Source organism: Massilia sp. X63, from assembly GCF_041023745.1.
In the GTDB taxonomy this organism is placed as follows: Bacteria; Pseudomonadota; Gammaproteobacteria; order Burkholderiales; family Burkholderiaceae_D; genus Telluria.
Window position 1 is genome coordinate 419,579 of sequence record NZ_JBFTEF010000005.1, and the last position, 15,158, is coordinate 434,736.

Annotated in this window: 12 protein-coding genes; 8 read left to right on the plus strand and 4 right to left on the minus strand. The window is 67.9% G+C overall.

Going from position 1 to position 15,158, the window contains the following annotated elements:
• Positions 1-105 precede the first annotated feature (105 nt).
• The gene (locus tag AB3347_RS13350; RefSeq protein ID WP_369092286.1) at positions 106-2,604 is read left to right on the plus strand and encodes an adenosylcobalamin-dependent ribonucleoside-diphosphate reductase; all 2,499 of its coding nucleotides are present in this window, start codon (positions 106-108) and stop codon (positions 2,602-2,604) included.
• A gap of 33 nt (positions 2,605-2,637) precedes the next feature.
• On the opposite strand, the gene AB3347_RS13355 is transcribed toward AB3347_RS13350, so the two are convergent.
• The gene (locus tag AB3347_RS13355; RefSeq protein ID WP_369092287.1) at positions 2,638-3,168 is read right to left on the minus strand and encodes a hypothetical protein; all 531 of its coding nucleotides are present in this window, start codon (positions 3,166-3,168) and stop codon (positions 2,638-2,640) included.
• 157 nt (positions 3,169-3,325) lie between these two features.
• On the opposite strand from AB3347_RS13355, the gene AB3347_RS13360 reads away from it, so the two are divergent.
• Positions 3,326-3,706, plus strand: a complete 381-nt coding sequence (locus tag AB3347_RS13360; protein ID WP_369092288.1) for a SirB2 family protein — start codon at positions 3,326-3,328, stop codon at positions 3,704-3,706.
• Positions 3,707-3,806: 100 nt separating this feature from the next.
• Complete coding sequence (locus AB3347_RS13365; protein ID WP_369092289.1) at positions 3,807-4,319, plus strand: adenine phosphoribosyltransferase; 513 nt, start codon at positions 3,807-3,809, stop codon at positions 4,317-4,319.
• Between the two features lie 15 nt (positions 4,320-4,334).
• Here AB3347_RS13365 and AB3347_RS13370 read toward each other — a convergent pair whose 3' ends face one another.
• The 3 genes from AB3347_RS13370 to AB3347_RS13380 form a co-directional block, all read right to left on the minus strand.
• Entirely contained in the window at positions 4,335-7,916 is a 3,582-nt protein-coding gene (locus tag AB3347_RS13370) for a M1 family aminopeptidase (protein ID WP_369092290.1), read from the minus strand.
• 9 nt (positions 7,917-7,925) lie between these two features.
• On the minus strand, positions 7,926-8,855 hold the full coding sequence (locus tag AB3347_RS13375) for an ABC transporter ATP-binding protein (protein WP_369092291.1): 930 nt from the start codon (positions 8,853-8,855) through the stop codon (positions 7,926-7,928).
• A 219-nt stretch (positions 8,856-9,074) separates the two neighbouring features.
• On the minus strand, positions 9,075-9,818 hold the full coding sequence (locus AB3347_RS13380) for a YoaK family protein (RefSeq protein ID WP_369092292.1): 744 nt from the start codon (positions 9,816-9,818) through the stop codon (positions 9,075-9,077).
• A 142-nt stretch (positions 9,819-9,960) separates the two neighbouring features.
• On the opposite strand from AB3347_RS13380, the gene AB3347_RS13385 reads away from it, so the two are divergent.
• The 5 genes from AB3347_RS13385 (at position 9,961) to AB3347_RS13405 (ending at position 14,789) form a co-directional block, all read left to right on the plus strand.
• Entirely contained in the window at positions 9,961-11,487 is a 1,527-nt protein-coding gene (locus AB3347_RS13385) for a YifB family Mg chelatase-like AAA ATPase (protein ID WP_369092293.1), read from the plus strand.
• Between the two features lie 53 nt (positions 11,488-11,540).
• Positions 11,541-12,053, plus strand: a complete 513-nt coding sequence (locus AB3347_RS13390; protein WP_369092294.1) for a hypothetical protein — start codon at positions 11,541-11,543, stop codon at positions 12,051-12,053.
• Complete coding sequence (locus tag AB3347_RS13395; RefSeq protein WP_369092295.1) at positions 12,050-12,787, plus strand: ABC transporter ATP-binding protein; 738 nt, start codon at positions 12,050-12,052, stop codon at positions 12,785-12,787. The genes AB3347_RS13390 and AB3347_RS13395 overlap by 4 nt, the downstream gene beginning before the upstream one ends.
• Positions 12,784-14,343 carry a hypothetical protein gene (locus AB3347_RS13400; protein ID WP_369092296.1) on the plus strand — a complete coding sequence of 520 codons (1,560 nt, stop codon included), beginning with the start codon at positions 12,784-12,786 and terminating at the stop codon, positions 14,341-14,343. The genes AB3347_RS13395 and AB3347_RS13400 overlap by 4 nt, the downstream gene beginning before the upstream one ends.
• Positions 14,344-14,447: 104 nt before the next feature.
• Positions 14,448-14,789 carry a DUF1840 domain-containing protein gene (locus tag AB3347_RS13405; protein WP_369092297.1) on the plus strand — a complete coding sequence of 114 codons (342 nt, stop codon included), beginning with the start codon at positions 14,448-14,450 and terminating at the stop codon, positions 14,787-14,789.
• Positions 14,790-15,158 lie beyond the last annotated feature (369 nt).

The following is a 15,158-nucleotide window of genomic DNA, read 5'->3' on the forward strand; positions in this document are numbered from 1 at the left end:
GCCGCCGGCGAAGCGCTGCCCGGCGCCACCGATCCGGCCGCGCCGCACATCATCCTCGACAAGCCCTGACATGAGGGCGGCAGTCATGCTGGAGCACGGCGCGCCATGAATGCGGTCGAGCAGCCGGCAGGCAGCCTGGCGCCGCAGGAGGTCTCGCTCGACGTCTTGCGCGAGAAATACGCCAAGGGCGAAGAAAGCAGTCTGCTGGACGTGCGCCGGCGCGTGGCGCGCGCCCTGGCGGCGCTCGAGCCCGAACACGAACGCGCCGCACTCGAACGGGCCTTCCTGTGGGCCCAGGAACAGGGCTTCGTGCCCGCCGGGCGCATCAACTCGGCCGCCGGCCTGGGCCTGCAGGCCACCCTGATCAACTGCTTCGTCCAGCCGGTGGGCGATTCCATCTCCGGCCTGGAGGACGGCCTGCCCGGCATCTACACCGCCCTGCTCGAATCCGCCGAGACCATGCGCCGCGGCGGCGGCGTCGGCTACGACTTCAGCGCGATCCGCCCGCTGGGCAGCAAGGTCCACGGCACCCGCTCGCGCGCTTCCGGCCCGGTCTCGTACATGGAAGTGTTCGACGCCTCCTGCCGCACGGTCGAATCGGCCGGCGCGCGGCGCGGCGCCCAGATGGGCGTGCTGCGCATCGACCATCCCGACATCGAGCGCTTCATCGCCGCCAAGGACGAAGGCGGGCTCACCAACTTCAACATCTCGGTCGGCGTCACCGACGCCTTCATGCGCGCGGTGGAGAGCGACGCCATGTTCGCGCTGGTGCACGCCGCCGAACCGGGCGACGAGGAGGCCGGCGCCTACCGGCGCGAGGACGGCCTGTGGGTCTACCGGCAAGTATCGGCGCGCGCGCTGTGGGACAAGATCGTCGCCTCGACCTACGACCACGCCGAGCCGGGCGTGCTGTTCGTCGACCGCATGAACGAGGAAAACAACCTCTGGTACGCCGAAGAGCTGCGCGCCACCAATCCCTGCGGCGAGCAGCCCCTGCCCGCCTACGGCTGCTGCGACCTCGGCTCGATCAATCTCACCGCCTTCGTGGTCGATCCGTTCGGCGCCAATGCCTCCTTCGATTTCGAGCGCATGTGCGAGGTCGCCGCGATCGGGGTGCGCATGCTCGACCTGGTGCTCGACGCCACCGAATGGCCGCTGCCGCAGCAGGCCGCCGAGTCGCAGGCCAAGCGCCGCATCGGCCTGGGCTTCCTGGGCCTGGGCAGCGCCCTGGTCATGCTCGGCCTGCGCTACGATTCCGACGCCGGACGCGCCATGGCCGCGCGCATCGCCGAAACCCTGCGCGACGCCGCCTACGCCACCTCGGTCGAGCTGGCGTGCGAGAAAGGTCCCTTCCCGCTGTTCGATGCCGACCAGTACCTGGACAGCCGCTTCGTCGAACGCCTGCCCGAGTGGCTGCGCGAGGCGATCCGCAAGTTCGGCATCCGCAACTCGCACTTGCTGTCGATCGCCCCCACCGGCACCATTTCGCTGGCCTTCGCCGACAATGCCTCGAACGGCATCGAACCGGCCTATGCCTGGACCTACCAGCGCAAGAAGCGCATGGCGGACGGGTCGATGCGCAGCTACGAGGTCGAGGACCACGCCTGGCGCCTGTACCGGCAGATGGGTCATGACACCTCGGCGCTGCCGCCGCAATTCGTCACTGCGCTCGAGATGCGCGCGCTCGACCACCTGCGCATGGTGCAGGCGGTGCAGCCCTTCATCGACACCGCGATCTCGAAGACCGTCAACGTGCCGGAAGACTATCCCTTCGAGGACTTCCGCGACCTGTACAGCCAGGCCTGGCATGCGGGCCTGAAGGGGCTGGCGACCTACCGGCCGAACACGGTGCTGGGCAGCGTGCTGTCGACGGCGCCCGCTTTTCCGGCATCGGTCTCAGGATCGGCATCGGCGTCTTCGCCGACGCAGCCGGCGCTCGCCGACGACGACCCGCTGCGCAAGCGCTTCGACCGCCGCCCGCTGGGCGAGCTGGAATCGGTGACCTCCAAGATCGAATATTCGACCCAGGAAGGGCGCAAGACCGCCTACCTGACGGTGAGCTTCATCCGCGCCGACGGCGTCCACGAGGGCAAGCCGGTGACCGTGGAACGGCCCTTCGAATTCTTCATGCCCTCGAACCAGCGCACCGGCGGGCAGCAATGGATCACCGCCTCGATGCGCCTGCTGTCGATGGTGGCGCGCGCCGGCGGCCCGATCGCGCGGGCGCTGGCCGACATGCGTGACGTGGTGTGGGAAAAAGGTCCGGTGCGCTGCGGGCACCTGGCGCGCGAGGACGGTACCCAGGTGCCGGTGTATCACGACTCGGAAGTGGCGGCGATTGCCTTCATGCTGCAGCGCGTGCTGATCCGGCGCGGCTTCCTCGATGCCTGGGGCAACCAGGTGCCGGTGCCGCAGCTGGCGCGCAGCCTGGCGGAGCGTTGCCAGGCTGCGGCGCCGGAAGTCGAGCCCGAGCCGCCGATCGCTGCGGGCGCCCTGCCCGCCGTCAGCGGCGCCAAGTGCCCGGAATGCGGCGCGCGGGCACTGCGCAAGGTCGATGGCTGCACCCGCTGCGACGAATGCCACTACGTGGGGGAATGCGGCTGAGCGCTGCCCAGCCGCCGCGTGTGCCGGCCCGGGTTACGGGCGGCGTGCGAGCTCGTTCCGGCGCACCGTGTCCGGGTCCATGACGCTACGACCGCGCTCCGCATCGAGGAGGTCCGCTGCACGGTCGAGGCGGCCGCGGCGCTCCTTCTGCCACGCCTGCTGGGCGGCGATCGCCCGGTCGGCATCCGCCTGGAAGGCAGCGGCGAGTTGCGCGTGCACCGCGCTCACATGGCCGATCGCCGCCTCGCGTTCGGCCGGCGCCATGGCAGCGAACTGCTCGGCTGGGATGGTCTTGCCGACCGCCTCCGGCGCCAGGGCGCCCATCAGGTCGCGGCGGCAATCCTTCCATGCCTGGATCGCCTTGAGGGCCTTGCGCTCCGCCATCGAAGTACGCGGCACGGACGCCAGCTGCGGCGCCACGCAGCGCATGTCGACGCGCTCCGGCCCGGCATAGCCCGAGGTCCAGTAGGCGACCGCCTCGCGCGTCGCCCCGGCGGTATCCTGCTGCGCCGCGCTGCTGCTGCCGGCTGCCATCAGCGCCAGTATGCCGACCAGTTTCTTCATGATGCCTCCGTCGATGATGAGTGGATGTGGGGACAGCATATGCCGCCCTTGCCGTTCCGGCAAATGCAGGCCGCATGGAATCGATTCCCTGCCTTTCCGCACACCGCGGAAGGCAGCTGAGGCATACTGCGCAGGTTGCCAACCCAGCCGACTTCCCATGCCTTATATCGCACTCAAGCACCTGCACATCACCTTCGCCGCCCTGAGCGGCCTGCTGTTCCTGGTCCGCGGCATCTGGATGCTGCGCGCATCGCCGCTGCTGCAGCAGCGCTGGGTGAAGATCGTCCCCCACGTCATCGACACCCTGCTGCTGGCCAGCGCCATCGGCCTGGCTGTCTGGAGCCACCAGTACCCGGGGCCGATGCCCTGGCTGACGGCCAAGGTGGTGGCGCTGGTGGCCTACATCGTCCTCGGGACCATCGCACTCAAGCGTGGCCGCACGCGCCAGGCCCAGGTGCTGGCCTTCGCCGGCGCCCTGCTGTGCTTCGCCTACATCGTGGCCGTGGCGCTGACGAAAAACCCGCTGGTGCTGTTCTAGCCGCAAGGGTGCGCGAGGGCGAGGCGCACCGACTTTGCGCGGAGCGGCGATAATCGCAGCATTCCCTCCTTTCGCTTCACCTACACGAGCACAACATCACATGAACGATTTCGACAGCGTTCCGCTGGAATTCTTCCAGGATTACCCGGAACCGGGCGTCAATTTCATCGACGTCGGCTGCATTTTCGACCAGCCTGAATATTGGCGCCTGGCCATCGACACCTTGCACGCGAAGACCGATGAGCTGCACTTCGACTTCATCCTTGCCATGGACGCGCGCGGCTTCATGATCGCCGGGGCGCTGGCCCTGGAGCACAAGGTCGGCTTCGCCATGGCGCGCAAGGCGGGCAAATTGCCCGGCAAGTCGATCAGCATCGATTACAAGCGCGAATACGGCAGTGCGACCATCGAGATCCAGCCGGAACGGATCAAGGGCCAGCGCGTGCTGATCGTCGACGACGTGCTGGCCACCGGCGGCACCATCGAAGCGGCCGCCGCCCTGCTGCGCCAACTCGGAAAAGAAGTGGTCGGCGCGGCGGCCCTGTTCGATATCGCCTTCTTCAAGGACAAACGCGCGCTGACCATGCCGGTCGTGACCCTGCGCGACGTCTGAGGCTTGCGCCCGGCCTCAGTCGAGGCTGAGCTCCTTGCGGTTGTCGCTCGACACACGGTCGATCATCTTGTTGTAGGGATCGACCCCGACCTCGAAGGGCTGTTCCCTCACCGTGACCGTCACTACCGGATTGGCGCCCGCAAGCACGCGCTTTTCCAGCAACAGCACCCGTTCGTCCTTTTCCTTGGCGCCCGGCGCGCGCGCGAACACGCCGATCTCCACCGGCTCGTCGTAGGCGCGCGCGGTCTCCTTGCCGTGGCCGTCGGCTTCCATCTTGGCTAGGTGCAGCTTCATCGTCACGTCCCACTGCCCGTCGGCGCGCTTGACCGCCCTGGCATCGAGCACGCGGTTATCGTAGAAGACGATCTTCTCGAACAGGTCGGCGATCAGGGCGTGCTTGTCCTTCGGCGCCTCGGCGCGGATATAGGCCAGCAGCTCGCTTGAGGTCGTGAACGGCGACTCCTGGTAGCCCTTGTCCTGCAGGAAGCGCTTGAGCGCACGGTTCAGGGCTTCCTCGCCGATCTCGTCGCGCAGGCGGTAGAACACCAGGCTGCCCTTGCGGTAGTGGATATAGTTCTGGTTCTCGACGCGGTACAGGGGCAGTTCCTCGATCCGCTCGCTGCCGCGCGAACTGAGGTAGCGGTCGAGCTCATAGCGCAGGAAGCGGCGCATCTGCTGGCGGCCGTATTCCTTCTCCATCACCATCAGCGCCGAGTACTGCGACAGCGATTCGATCAGCATGCTGGCGCCCTGCACGTTGGCGGCGGTCACCTGGTGCCCCCACCACTGGTGCGCCATCTCGTGCGCCGTCACGTAGAACACGTAGTCGATGGCGTCCTTGTCGCGCAGGTCGGCGATGAAGCCGATCGATTCCGAGAACGGAATGGTGTTCGCGAACGACTGGGCGAAGCTCTGGTAGTTGGGGAACTCCAGGATGCGGACCTGCTTGTGCTGGTAGGGCGTGAAGTTGGCCGTGAAATAGTCCAGCGACTTCTGCGTGGCCGCGATCATCCGGTCGACGTTGTAGGCGTGCTTGCGGTCGTGGTAGACCTCGATCGGGATGCCCTTCCACTCGCCTTTCTTCACCTGCCAGTCGGCCGAGAGATAGGCGAAGAATGGCATCATCTTCTGGTCCATCTTGTACTGGAAGTAGTTGCGGCCCTTGTCCTTCCACGACTTCTGCAGGTAGCCCGGCGCCAGCGCGACCTGGTCGGCGCTGGTCGAGACGGTGGTCTCGAAGCTGATCCAGTCGGCTTCCGGCCCGAACATCGAGTTCCGGCGCGCCGCCTGGTCCTCGAGCTTGGCCATGCGTTCCGGCTCGCCCAGGCCGCGCTTGCGGCGCTCGTTGCGGTCCTGCAGTTCGATGCCCGTCTGGTAGCCGAGCTGCGGGAAGAAGGCGCGGTTGTTGAAGAACGTGCCGTTCAGGTTGATCACGTCGGCATCGCCGTCGTTCGAGAATCCGGGCCGGCGCACCTCGACGGTGAAGGCCAGCGGCAGGCGCGCCCCCGGCTGCAAGGGCTGCGCCAGCTTCAGGATGCTGAAACCGGCTTCCTTGTCGTCCATGGTCACCCGGTGCGCGGGCAGCGTGCTCCAGGTGGTCGCCACGTCCGGATTGACCTGCAGCGGCAGGCTGTCGACCGGCTGGCCGGTCCTGTTCTCCAGCACATAATTGCCCCGGATCGTCACCCGGCGCTCATCCGGGTAGATGTCGACCGCGGCGCGCACGTCGACTACCTTCGGGTGCGGCAGGTCCTTGTACTTGCGGTAGGCTTTCTCGTACTGCGCCTGCTTGTCCATCCGGACGTCGCCGGCTTCGTAGCGGGCCAGCGTGTTGGTGTTATAGAAGATCCAGCCGCCGACGCCGGCGAATGCCAGGCCGCACACGGCCAGCGCCGCACCTGACGGCCCCTTCAGGCGTCGCCCGGCCTCGCGCACCCGCTCGCGCCAGGCGAACGACAGGCCGCGCACCCAGAACGCCTGGGCCACGATGAGGGCGGCCAGGATGAACAGGCTCCAGTAGGCGGCAAACCAGCCCCACCCTGCCAGGAAGTGGCCGAAGCCGTTCATGTCCGAGTACGGCGTGCGCGGCAGGCCGCCCAGGTCGTACAGGTTGTGCTCGAAATGCATCACGCTGGCGACGACCTGGAACACGATCAGCAGGATCACGAGCAGGTAGCCGATGAACTTGTTGTTCGTCACCACCTGCAGCACCACCGCGAACAGTCCCAGCAGGATGAAGGGCAGCGCGCCGATCAGCGCGCCCTTCAGGTAGACCATCGGCTCGACCGGGGCGCCGCCCTTGACCAGCTGCACCACGATCGCCGTCAGCACCCCGATGACCATGAAGGCCAGCACCACGCCCACCAGGGCCAAGCTCTTCGCCACCAGGGGCGCCCAGTTCGGCATCGGCATGGCGTCGCTGACGTCGGCGATCCGGGCCTGCCGCTCCTTGAAGATCAGCTCGCCCGCATAGAAGGTCACGATGATGAGCAGCATGAAGGTGAAGCTGCCGTTCAGCATCTCGACCATCAGGTGGGTCCTCGGGTAGACGCTGGTGCCGAACATTTTGCCCATCTGGCTGGCGGCGCCCACGAAGTTGAGCACGCTAAACAGCAGCATGACCAGGAAGGGCACGCTGCGGAACACGGCGGCCGCGTCGAAGGCGAAGATGTGCCAGCACTGGAGCCAGCGGGTGGACGCGCGGAAGCGCGGTTCGATGCGCGGCAGCTTGAGCTGCGCCGGCGCCGGCGCGGCCTGGGGCAGTGCCTTGGCCTTGCCGAACAGGCGCTTGCCGGTACCGGCGCGCTGCGGCTTGAAGAGCAGCATGGTCAGGCCGAACAGCACCAGCGCGACCGCGCTCCACAGCAGGCGGTTGGCCAGCATGTAGCCGCCGACGTCCGGCAGGCCGGCGTTGCGTTCGGCGGCGGAGAAGTAGCGCGTCGCGCGCGACAGCGCGCGCCCGCCGAACGGATCGGACAGGACCGCGATCCATTCGTTGTCGATGTCGGAGGTGAAGTTGCCGGCAACGATCCACAGGACGATGAAGGCCAGCACCCCGACGTACACCAGCATGATCGAGCGCGTGGTCGCGGCCAGCAGCATCAGGAGCGCGCCGATCAGGAGCAGGTTGGGCAGCACCAGCACGCCCAGGCCCCACAGGTAGGCGCCGCCCGCGAAGGGGCCGACGCGCTGCGCATCGACCCAGGGCATCAGCGGCCCGAGCATCATGCCCGCGACGACGCCGGCGAAGATGACCAGGCAGGCCAGCAGGCCGGCGGCGAAGCGGCCGACCAGGTAGTCGCGCTTCTTCATCGGCGTCGCGAACAGCATGTCGGAGATGCCGACTTCGCTGTCGCGCAGCACGGTGCCGGCGATGAAGATGGTGACCACGAACATCGACATCAGGCTGAACACGCCGAGCATCTGGGCAACCACCACCGGCGCGTTGCGGTTGACGTTGCCGATGGCGCCGCCGACCTGGATCGCGTCGGTGGTGGTGGCGCCGAAGGCCAGGGCGCCGAAGATCAGCGCGCACACCCACAGCAAGGGCTGGCGCAGCTGGGTGGCCAGTTCGAACTTGAAGAATTCCCTCAACATGGCCGCTCCTCAGGCTGCGACCGTCGACGCCGCCGGGGCGGCGGCTGCCGCTGCCGGCGCCGGCGCAGCGCGGCTGGCATTGCGGATCTGCAGGAAGTACACGTCTTCCAGGTCCGGCTCGACGCTGACGAAGCCGTCGTCGGGCTGGGAATCGGCGAACACATTGATCTGCGGGCGTCCGCCCACCAGGCGGGTGGACAGCACGTTGAAGCGTTCCTGGTACTGCGCCAGCTCGTCCTGGCCGACGGTGCGGCGCCAGACGTGGTGCTTGAGCGTATCGATCGCCGCCTGCGGTTCGCCCTGCAGCAGCACCGTGCCTTTCGCGATCATCGCCATGCGCGGGCACAGGTCGGTCACGTCTTCGACGATGTGGGTGGACAGGATCACCACCACCTGCTCGCCGATCTTGGCCAGCAGGTTCAGGAAGCGGTTGCGCTCGTCCGGATCGAGGCCGGCGGTGGGCTCGTCGACGATCACCAGGCGCGGCGCGCCCAGCAGCGCCTGGGCGATGCCGAAACGCTGGCGCATGCCGCCCGAATAGGTGCCGAGGGCGCGCTTGCGCGCTTCCCACAGGTTGGTCTGCTGCAGCAGCGCTTCGACGGCTTCCTTGCGCTCGCCCTTGCCGGTCAATCCCTTGAGGACGGCGAAGTGGTTCAGCAGCCGTTCCGCGCTGACTTTTGGGTAGACGCCGAAATCCTGCGGCAGGTAGCCGAGCTGGCGGCGCAGCCCTTCCTTGTCCTTGAGGACGTCGAGGCCATTGAAATGGATGCTGCCGCTATCGGGATCCTGCAGCGTGGCGATGGTGCGCATCAGCGAGGACTTGCCGGCGCCGTTGGGGCCGAGCAGGCCGAACATGCCGTTCGGGATCTCGAGGCTGACGTCGTTGATGGCCTTGACGCCGTTGGCGTAAGTCTTGTTGAGCTGCTTGATCGATAACATGTTGTCTCTCCAGGTCCCATGGGTGATGCGCCGTGCCGCCTAGGCAGCCGGGCAAGTATTGTCGTGGAGATAATGTACAGATAACGAAAAGCAATGCCAGTCTTTTTTCGACAGAGCGCCGGAATCGGGGGATGAACGACGTTTTTTTGCCATGCTCATGCACATGGCATGCCTCGATGATGCAGGCTGCATGGCAAGCCGGCGGCGCCGGCGGAAAGTTCAGCGACGCCCGGCAGGGCCAAGCGCCGGCGCCAGCGCGATCACCGCCAGCAGGGACGCCAGCGGGATGGTGGAAATGTAGCCCAAATAATAAAAGCCCAATGCCCCGGCGATGCCCCCGGCAAGGAAGGACGCGATCAGGATCCCGTGGACGCGCAGCTTGTTGATGTTGGCCCGGACCGGGACGCGCTTGTCGTCCGGCCGCATGCGGTTCCAGTACAGCAGCTTGCCGATTTCGATCCCCAGGTCGGTCGTCAGCCCGGTGACGTGGGTCGTGCGTATCTCGGCGCGCGAAATCTTGGTGATCAGGGCATTCTGCAGCCCCATGGCGAAGCACAGCGTGATCACGGCCAGCGAGACGTCGACGAGCCGGTGCCTGTCGAGCGTGGGGCCGAAGGCGCCGAACACCAGGATCAGGCTGGCCTCGAGCAGGAGCGGCACCGCATACAGGTGATGGATGTCGCTGCGCCGCAGGTAGTTCACCAGCAGGGCCGTGACGGCCGCGCCGGTGACGAAGGCGATCCAGGAAATGGCCGCCACGCCCGCCAGCGCGAAATTGCGCAGCACGATCTGGTCCGCGAGCGCGGACACCATGCCGGTCATGTGCGAGGTGTACTGGCCGATCGCAAGGAAGCCGCCGGCGTTGAGGGCGCCCGCCACCAGCGTCAGGACGACGCCGATGTGCAGGTCCGCTTGCCCGGTGCGGGATTTGGCGGTCAGGCCTGACAGGTACTGTATCGGCATGGAGGACTCACTTCGGCGGCTGCGGCGCCTGCATCGGCAGGCATACGGCAACATCATACTCCGCGCGACTGCTCGCCCTCAAACCGCCGCCGGCCGATGCTTCTACCATGTGGCAAGCACGCGACCATGGAAAAGGAACGACATGAGCCTGGCAGTCCTGAGAAGCCGCGCCCTCGCCGGCATGGCGGCGCCCGCCGTCAGCGTCGAGGTCCACCTGGCCAACGGCCTGCCCGCCTTCACCATCGTCGGCCTGCCCGACGCGGAGGTGCGCGAAGCCAAGGACCGCGTGCGCGCGGCCCTGCAGAACTCGGGCTTCACCATCCCGCCGCGCCGCATCACGGTCAACCTTGCGCCGGCCGACCTGCCGAAGGAATCCGGCCGTTTCGACCTGGCGATCGCGCTCGGCATCCTGGCGGCCTCGCAACAGATCCCGGGCGAGCAGCTGGCGCGCTACGAGTTCGCCGGCGAGCTCTCGCTGTCGGGCGAGCTGCGGCCCGTCCGCGGTGCGCTGGCGATGGCCTTCGCCATGCACCGGCACGGCGACGGGGTGCAGCGCGCCTTCATCCTGCCGCGCGCAAATGCCGACGAAGCGGCGCTGGTGACCGACGCCGCCATCTACCCGGCCGACACCCTGCTCGAGGTGTGCGCCCACTTCGCGCACGCGTCCCACGGCGGCGCCGACGCGCGGCTGGCGCGTCACCGGGGCCAGGCGCTTGCGGCCAGCGCCGAGTATCCCGACTTCGCCGAGGTGAAAGGCCAGCACACGGCCAAGCGCGCGCTCGAGGTGGCGGCCGCCGGCACGCATTCGGTGCTCTTGATCGGCCCGCCGGGCGCGGGCAAGAGCATGCTGGCCTCGCGCTTTCCCGGCCTGCTGCCGCCGATGAGCGACGACGAGGCGCTGGAGTCGGCTGCGGTGCAGTCGATTGCGGGCAGCTTTTCGGCGCAGCGCTGGCGCCGCCGGCCCTTCCGCAGTCCCCATCATACGAGTTCCGGCGTGGCCCTGGTCGGCGGCGGCAACCTGCCGCGGCCCGGCGAGGTCTCGCTGGCGCATCACGGGGTGCTGTTCCTGGACGAGCTGCCGGAATTCGACCGCCGCGTGCTGGAGGTGCTGCGCGAACCGCTCGAATCGGGCCAGATCACGATCTCGCGCGCGGCCCACCAGGCCGACTTCCCGGCCCGTTTCCAGCTGGTGGCGGCAATGAATCCCTGCCCCTGCGGCTGGCTCGGCCACCCGTCCGGCAAGTGCCGCTGCACGCCGGAGGCGGCGCAGCGCTACCAGGGGCGCGTCTCCGGGCCCCTGCTCGACCGCATCGACATCCAGCTGACGGTGGCGGCCATGCCGCCGGACGGGATCGGCGCCCAGGCCGAGGGCGAGCCCAGCGCCGCGATCGCGGCCCGCGTGGCGCAGGCGCACGCGCTGCAGCTGGCGCGCCAGGGCAAGCCGAACCAGCGGCTGGCCCCGCGCGAGATCGACCGCCACTGCCGTCCCGACGCGGCCGGCGAACGCCTGCTGCGCGCCGCCATGCAGCAACTGCACTGGTCGGCGCGCGCCTACCACCGCGTGCTCAAGGTGGCGCGCACGGTGGCCGACCTGGAAGGGAACGAGCACGTGGCGGCAGAGCACATCGCGGAAGCGATCCAGTACCGGCGCGCGCTCCAGGAGCATTGAGCATCCGCGCCTGGGTTGTAGGCAGAGGGCAGCGCTCCTGCTACCATCGTGGCATGCACATCAAACAACTCATCCCCGCTTTTGTTGCGGCCGCCGCGCTGGCGGGCTGCTCGCCCACCTACAACTGGCGCGACTACACCAGCGGCGACGGCAGTTTCAAGGTGATGTTCCCGGCCAAGCCCTCGACCCACACCCGCAGCGTCGACCTGGGCGGCATCCGGGTCGACATGACGATGACCGCGGCCGAAGTGGAAGGCACGACCTTCGCCGTCGCTACCGCGGTGGCGCCGGACCCCGCGCTGGCCCGGGCCACCCTGCCCGCCATGCGCCAGGCCCTGCTGCGTAACATCGGCGCCGCCGACAGCGCCGCTGCCGATGGCGCGCCGGGCGGCGGCGCGACGCTCGAGGTCGACGCGGTCGGCAAGGGCAACGGCGGCCCGGTGCGCCTGGTGGGCCGCTTCGTGGCCAAGGGCGCCCGCATGTACCAGGTGATCGTGGTCGGCAAGCCCGGCGCCGTGCCGCCCGAGCAGACCGAGCAGTTCCTCAGCTCGTTCGCGCCGCAATGACGAGCGACGCCGTGCCGGCCCTGCGCACTTCCGGCCTGTCCAAGTCCTTCGGCCGCCCGGCAGTCGATGGGCTCGACCTGGAGGTGCGGCGCGGCGAACTGTATGCCCTGCTCGGCCCCAACGGCGCCGGCAAGACCACCACGCTGCGCATGGTGACCGGGCTGGTGGCGCCGGACGCCGGCCGCATCGAGGTGTTCGGCATCGACCTGGCGCAGGCGCCGCGCGAAGCCAAGCGCAGGCTGGCCTACCTGCCCGACGACCCCATGCTATACGGGAAGCTCAAGCCCACCGAATACCTGGAGTTCGTGTCCGGCCTGTGGGGCGTGGATGCGGGCGACGCCGAGCCGCGCGCCCGCGAACTGCTCGACTGGCTGGAACTGACCCCGCACGCGCACGAGCTCACCGAAGGTTTTTCGCGCGGGATGAAGCAGAAGCTGGCGCTGGCCGGCGCCCTGATCCACGATCCCGAACTGCTTATCCTCGACGAACCGCTGACCGGACTCGATGCCGCCGCGGCGCGCCAGGTCAAGGACCTGCTGCTCTCGCACGTGGCCAAGGGCGGCACCGTCATCCTCACCACCCACATCCTCGAAGTGGCCGAGCGCCTGGCGCAACGCATCGGGATCATCCGCCAGGGCCGCCTGATCGCGGAAGGCACGCTGGCCGAACTGCGCGAGCGCACCAGCGGCGCCAGCCTCGAGGACGTGTTCCTGCAGTTGACTGCGCCATCATGAAGGGCCGGCCCGGCAGCATCGGCTGGCTCCTGCGGCACGAGCTGCGGCTGCTCTGGTACGGCGCAGGCTCCGGCAAGCCGGGCAAGAGCGACAAGCCGCCGCGGCGACCCGGACTGGCCGGGCTGGCGACCGTCGCGCTGGCGTGGCTGGGGCTGCACCTCATCGCCTTCTTCGTGGTCCGGCGCACGGCCGGCATCGATGCAGGCGATCCGCGGGTGCTGGTGGCGGTGAGCGCGTTGCTGTTCGGCTGCATGAGCTTCATGCTGTCCACGGCGCTGCACACGAGCGTGCTGGCGCTGTTCGAACGGGGCGACCTCGACCTGCTGCTGTCGTCCCCGCTGCCCTCGCACAGCATCTTCACGGTGCGCCTGGCCACGGTTGCGGCCAGCACGGCCGCGCTCTACCTGTTCTTCCTGGCGCCGTTCGCGCATGCAGGCGCGCTGCTCGGCCACCTGCGCTGGCTGGCGGTCTGGCCGGTGGTGCTCGGCACCGCCACCCTGGTTGCCTGTGCCGCCATGCTGCTGACGCTCGGCCTGGTGCGGATCCTGGGCGCGCGCCGCACGCGCGTCGTCGCGCAGGTGCTCGGCGCCCTGGCCGGCGCTGCGATCTTCATCCTGTCGCAGCTGTTCATGCAGTTCTCGTCCTCGATGGAGGCGCGCGCGGCAGCGGCTTTCGCGCGCGCTTTCGCGTCCGATGGCCCGCTGGGCCTCCGCAGCCCGCTGTGGTGGCCGGGACGCGCGCTGCTGGGCGAGCCGCTGCCGCTGCTCGGCATCGTCGCGCTGGCGCTGGCTGCCTTCGTCTTCACGGCCGCACGGACGCACCGCTTCTTCGTCAGCGGCCTGCAGCAGGCCGCGTCATCGATCGTGGTGTCGCGCCGGCCGGCGGGCGGCGTGCGCTATCGCTTCGGACGCAGCCTGTTCGGGACCGTGCTGGCCAAAGAATGGCGGCTGATCCTGCGCGACCCGCACTTGATTTCGCAGGTGGCGCTGCAGCTGATCTATCTGCTGCCGCTGTGCTTCATCGTCTTCCGACGCAGCGAGGCGCAACTGCCCATGCTTGCGGTGGCGCTGACCTTGCTGTGCAGTTCCCTGACTGCCTCGCTGGCCTGGATCGTCGTGTCGGCCGAAGACGCCCCCGACCTGCTGCGCCTTGCGCCGGCGCCGGAGCACACGATCTTGCTGGCCAAGCTCGCTGCGGCAATCCTGCCGCCGCTCGCAATCGTATTCATCCCGATGACCTGGCTGGCGCTGCGCACGCCGGCGACCGGCCTGGCGGCCGTCTTCACGGTCGGCGGCGCGGTGTGCGCGGCTGCCCTCACTGCGCACTGGTGCGGGCGTCCGGCGGCACGCAGCGACTTCACGACGCGCGGCAAGGGCGATTTCCTGACCTCGATCCTCCAGATGCTCAACAGTCTCTCGTGGGGCGGCCTGGCCTGGTGCCTGGCTTCGCTGGCATCCAGCTGGTCGGACAAGACCGCGATCGGCGCCGCGTTCGCCGCTGCCGCCGTGTTGGCGGCGCTGGGGGCTTCCTGGCTCTTGCGCAGGCGGCGGAGTTAGGTCCTGAGAACCTGTCCCGGTACCGGTTCTAAGTGCGTGCGCGGGATGAAAGCATTTCCAACTCGTGTTATCGTTTAATCACTAACAAATCAATGGGCACAGCTATGTTGATTACATTCAAATGTAAATCGTATCCCGAAGTGTTGATGTACCAGGAGCACGCCAAGCGCATCCTGGATTTGCTGCACAAGGATACAGAACGCGGTGTCATTACCGCAGAAGAAGCACCGCGTGCGGTGGCCCTGCTCGAGGGCGAGATCGAAGAAAGTAAAAAGCACCAGATCTCCGAACAGGTCGAGCGTGACGTGCAGGCCCACCATGGCGAGACCGAGGACAACGAACACGAGAAGATCGAAGTCGTCACCTTCCCGACCCGTGCCTATCCGCTGCTGGAAATGCTGCGTTCGGCCCGCGACCAGCATACCGATGTGCTGTGGGGCGTATGAGCGACCAGCGCGCATGAGAAGCGGGGCGCCAGCCCCGCTTTTTTTACGCCTGCATGCATGCTTGCCGCAGCCAAGCGGCAGTCCTCCCGTCGCCCCGGCGCAGGCCAGGGCCCAATCCCGTCGAGCAGTGCTGAGGTTTGCCTGATCGGCGAACACAAATAGAAGCGTGCAAACGCAACAAAGCCCATCCAGGCCAAGGATGCGCAGTGCGCATCCGGGCGGCGGGCTTTGCTTTGTACAAAGCAAAAAACCCCACCAGGATCACCTGGTGGGGTTTTTCATATAACTAGCCTGACGATAACCTACTTTCACACTGGTTGCAGCACTATCATCGGCGCAAAGTCGTTTCACGGTCCTGTTCGGGATGGG

Excerpts from the sequence above, each read along its gene's own strand:
- AB3347_RS13350 (WP_369092286.1), top strand. The coding sequence starts at position 106 with ATGAATGCGGTCGAGCAGCCGGCAGGCAGCCTGGCGCCGCAGGAGGTC.
- AB3347_RS13355 (WP_369092287.1), bottom strand. The coding sequence starts at position 3,168 with ATGAAGAAACTGGTCGGCATACTGGCGCTGATGGCAGCCGGCAGCAGC.
- AB3347_RS13360 (WP_369092288.1), top strand. The coding sequence starts at position 3,326 with ATGCCTTATATCGCACTCAAGCACCTGCACATCACCTTCGCCGCCCTG.
- AB3347_RS13365 (WP_369092289.1), top strand. The coding sequence starts at position 3,807 with ATGAACGATTTCGACAGCGTTCCGCTGGAATTCTTCCAGGATTACCCG.
- AB3347_RS13370 (WP_369092290.1), bottom strand. The coding sequence starts at position 7,916 with ATGTTGAGGGAATTCTTCAAGTTCGAACTGGCCACCCAGCTGCGCCAG.
- AB3347_RS13375 (WP_369092291.1), bottom strand. The coding sequence starts at position 8,855 with ATGTTATCGATCAAGCAGCTCAACAAGACTTACGCCAACGGCGTCAAG.
- AB3347_RS13380 (WP_369092292.1), bottom strand. The coding sequence starts at position 9,818 with ATGCCGATACAGTACCTGTCAGGCCTGACCGCCAAATCCCGCACCGGG.
- AB3347_RS13385 (WP_369092293.1), top strand. The coding sequence starts at position 9,961 with ATGAGCCTGGCAGTCCTGAGAAGCCGCGCCCTCGCCGGCATGGCGGCG.
- AB3347_RS13390 (WP_369092294.1), top strand. The coding sequence starts at position 11,541 with ATGCACATCAAACAACTCATCCCCGCTTTTGTTGCGGCCGCCGCGCTG.
- AB3347_RS13395 (WP_369092295.1), top strand. The coding sequence starts at position 12,050 with ATGACGAGCGACGCCGTGCCGGCCCTGCGCACTTCCGGCCTGTCCAAG.
- AB3347_RS13400 (WP_369092296.1), top strand. The coding sequence starts at position 12,784 with ATGAAGGGCCGGCCCGGCAGCATCGGCTGGCTCCTGCGGCACGAGCTG.
- AB3347_RS13405 (WP_369092297.1), top strand. The coding sequence starts at position 14,448 with ATGTTGATTACATTCAAATGTAAATCGTATCCCGAAGTGTTGATGTAC.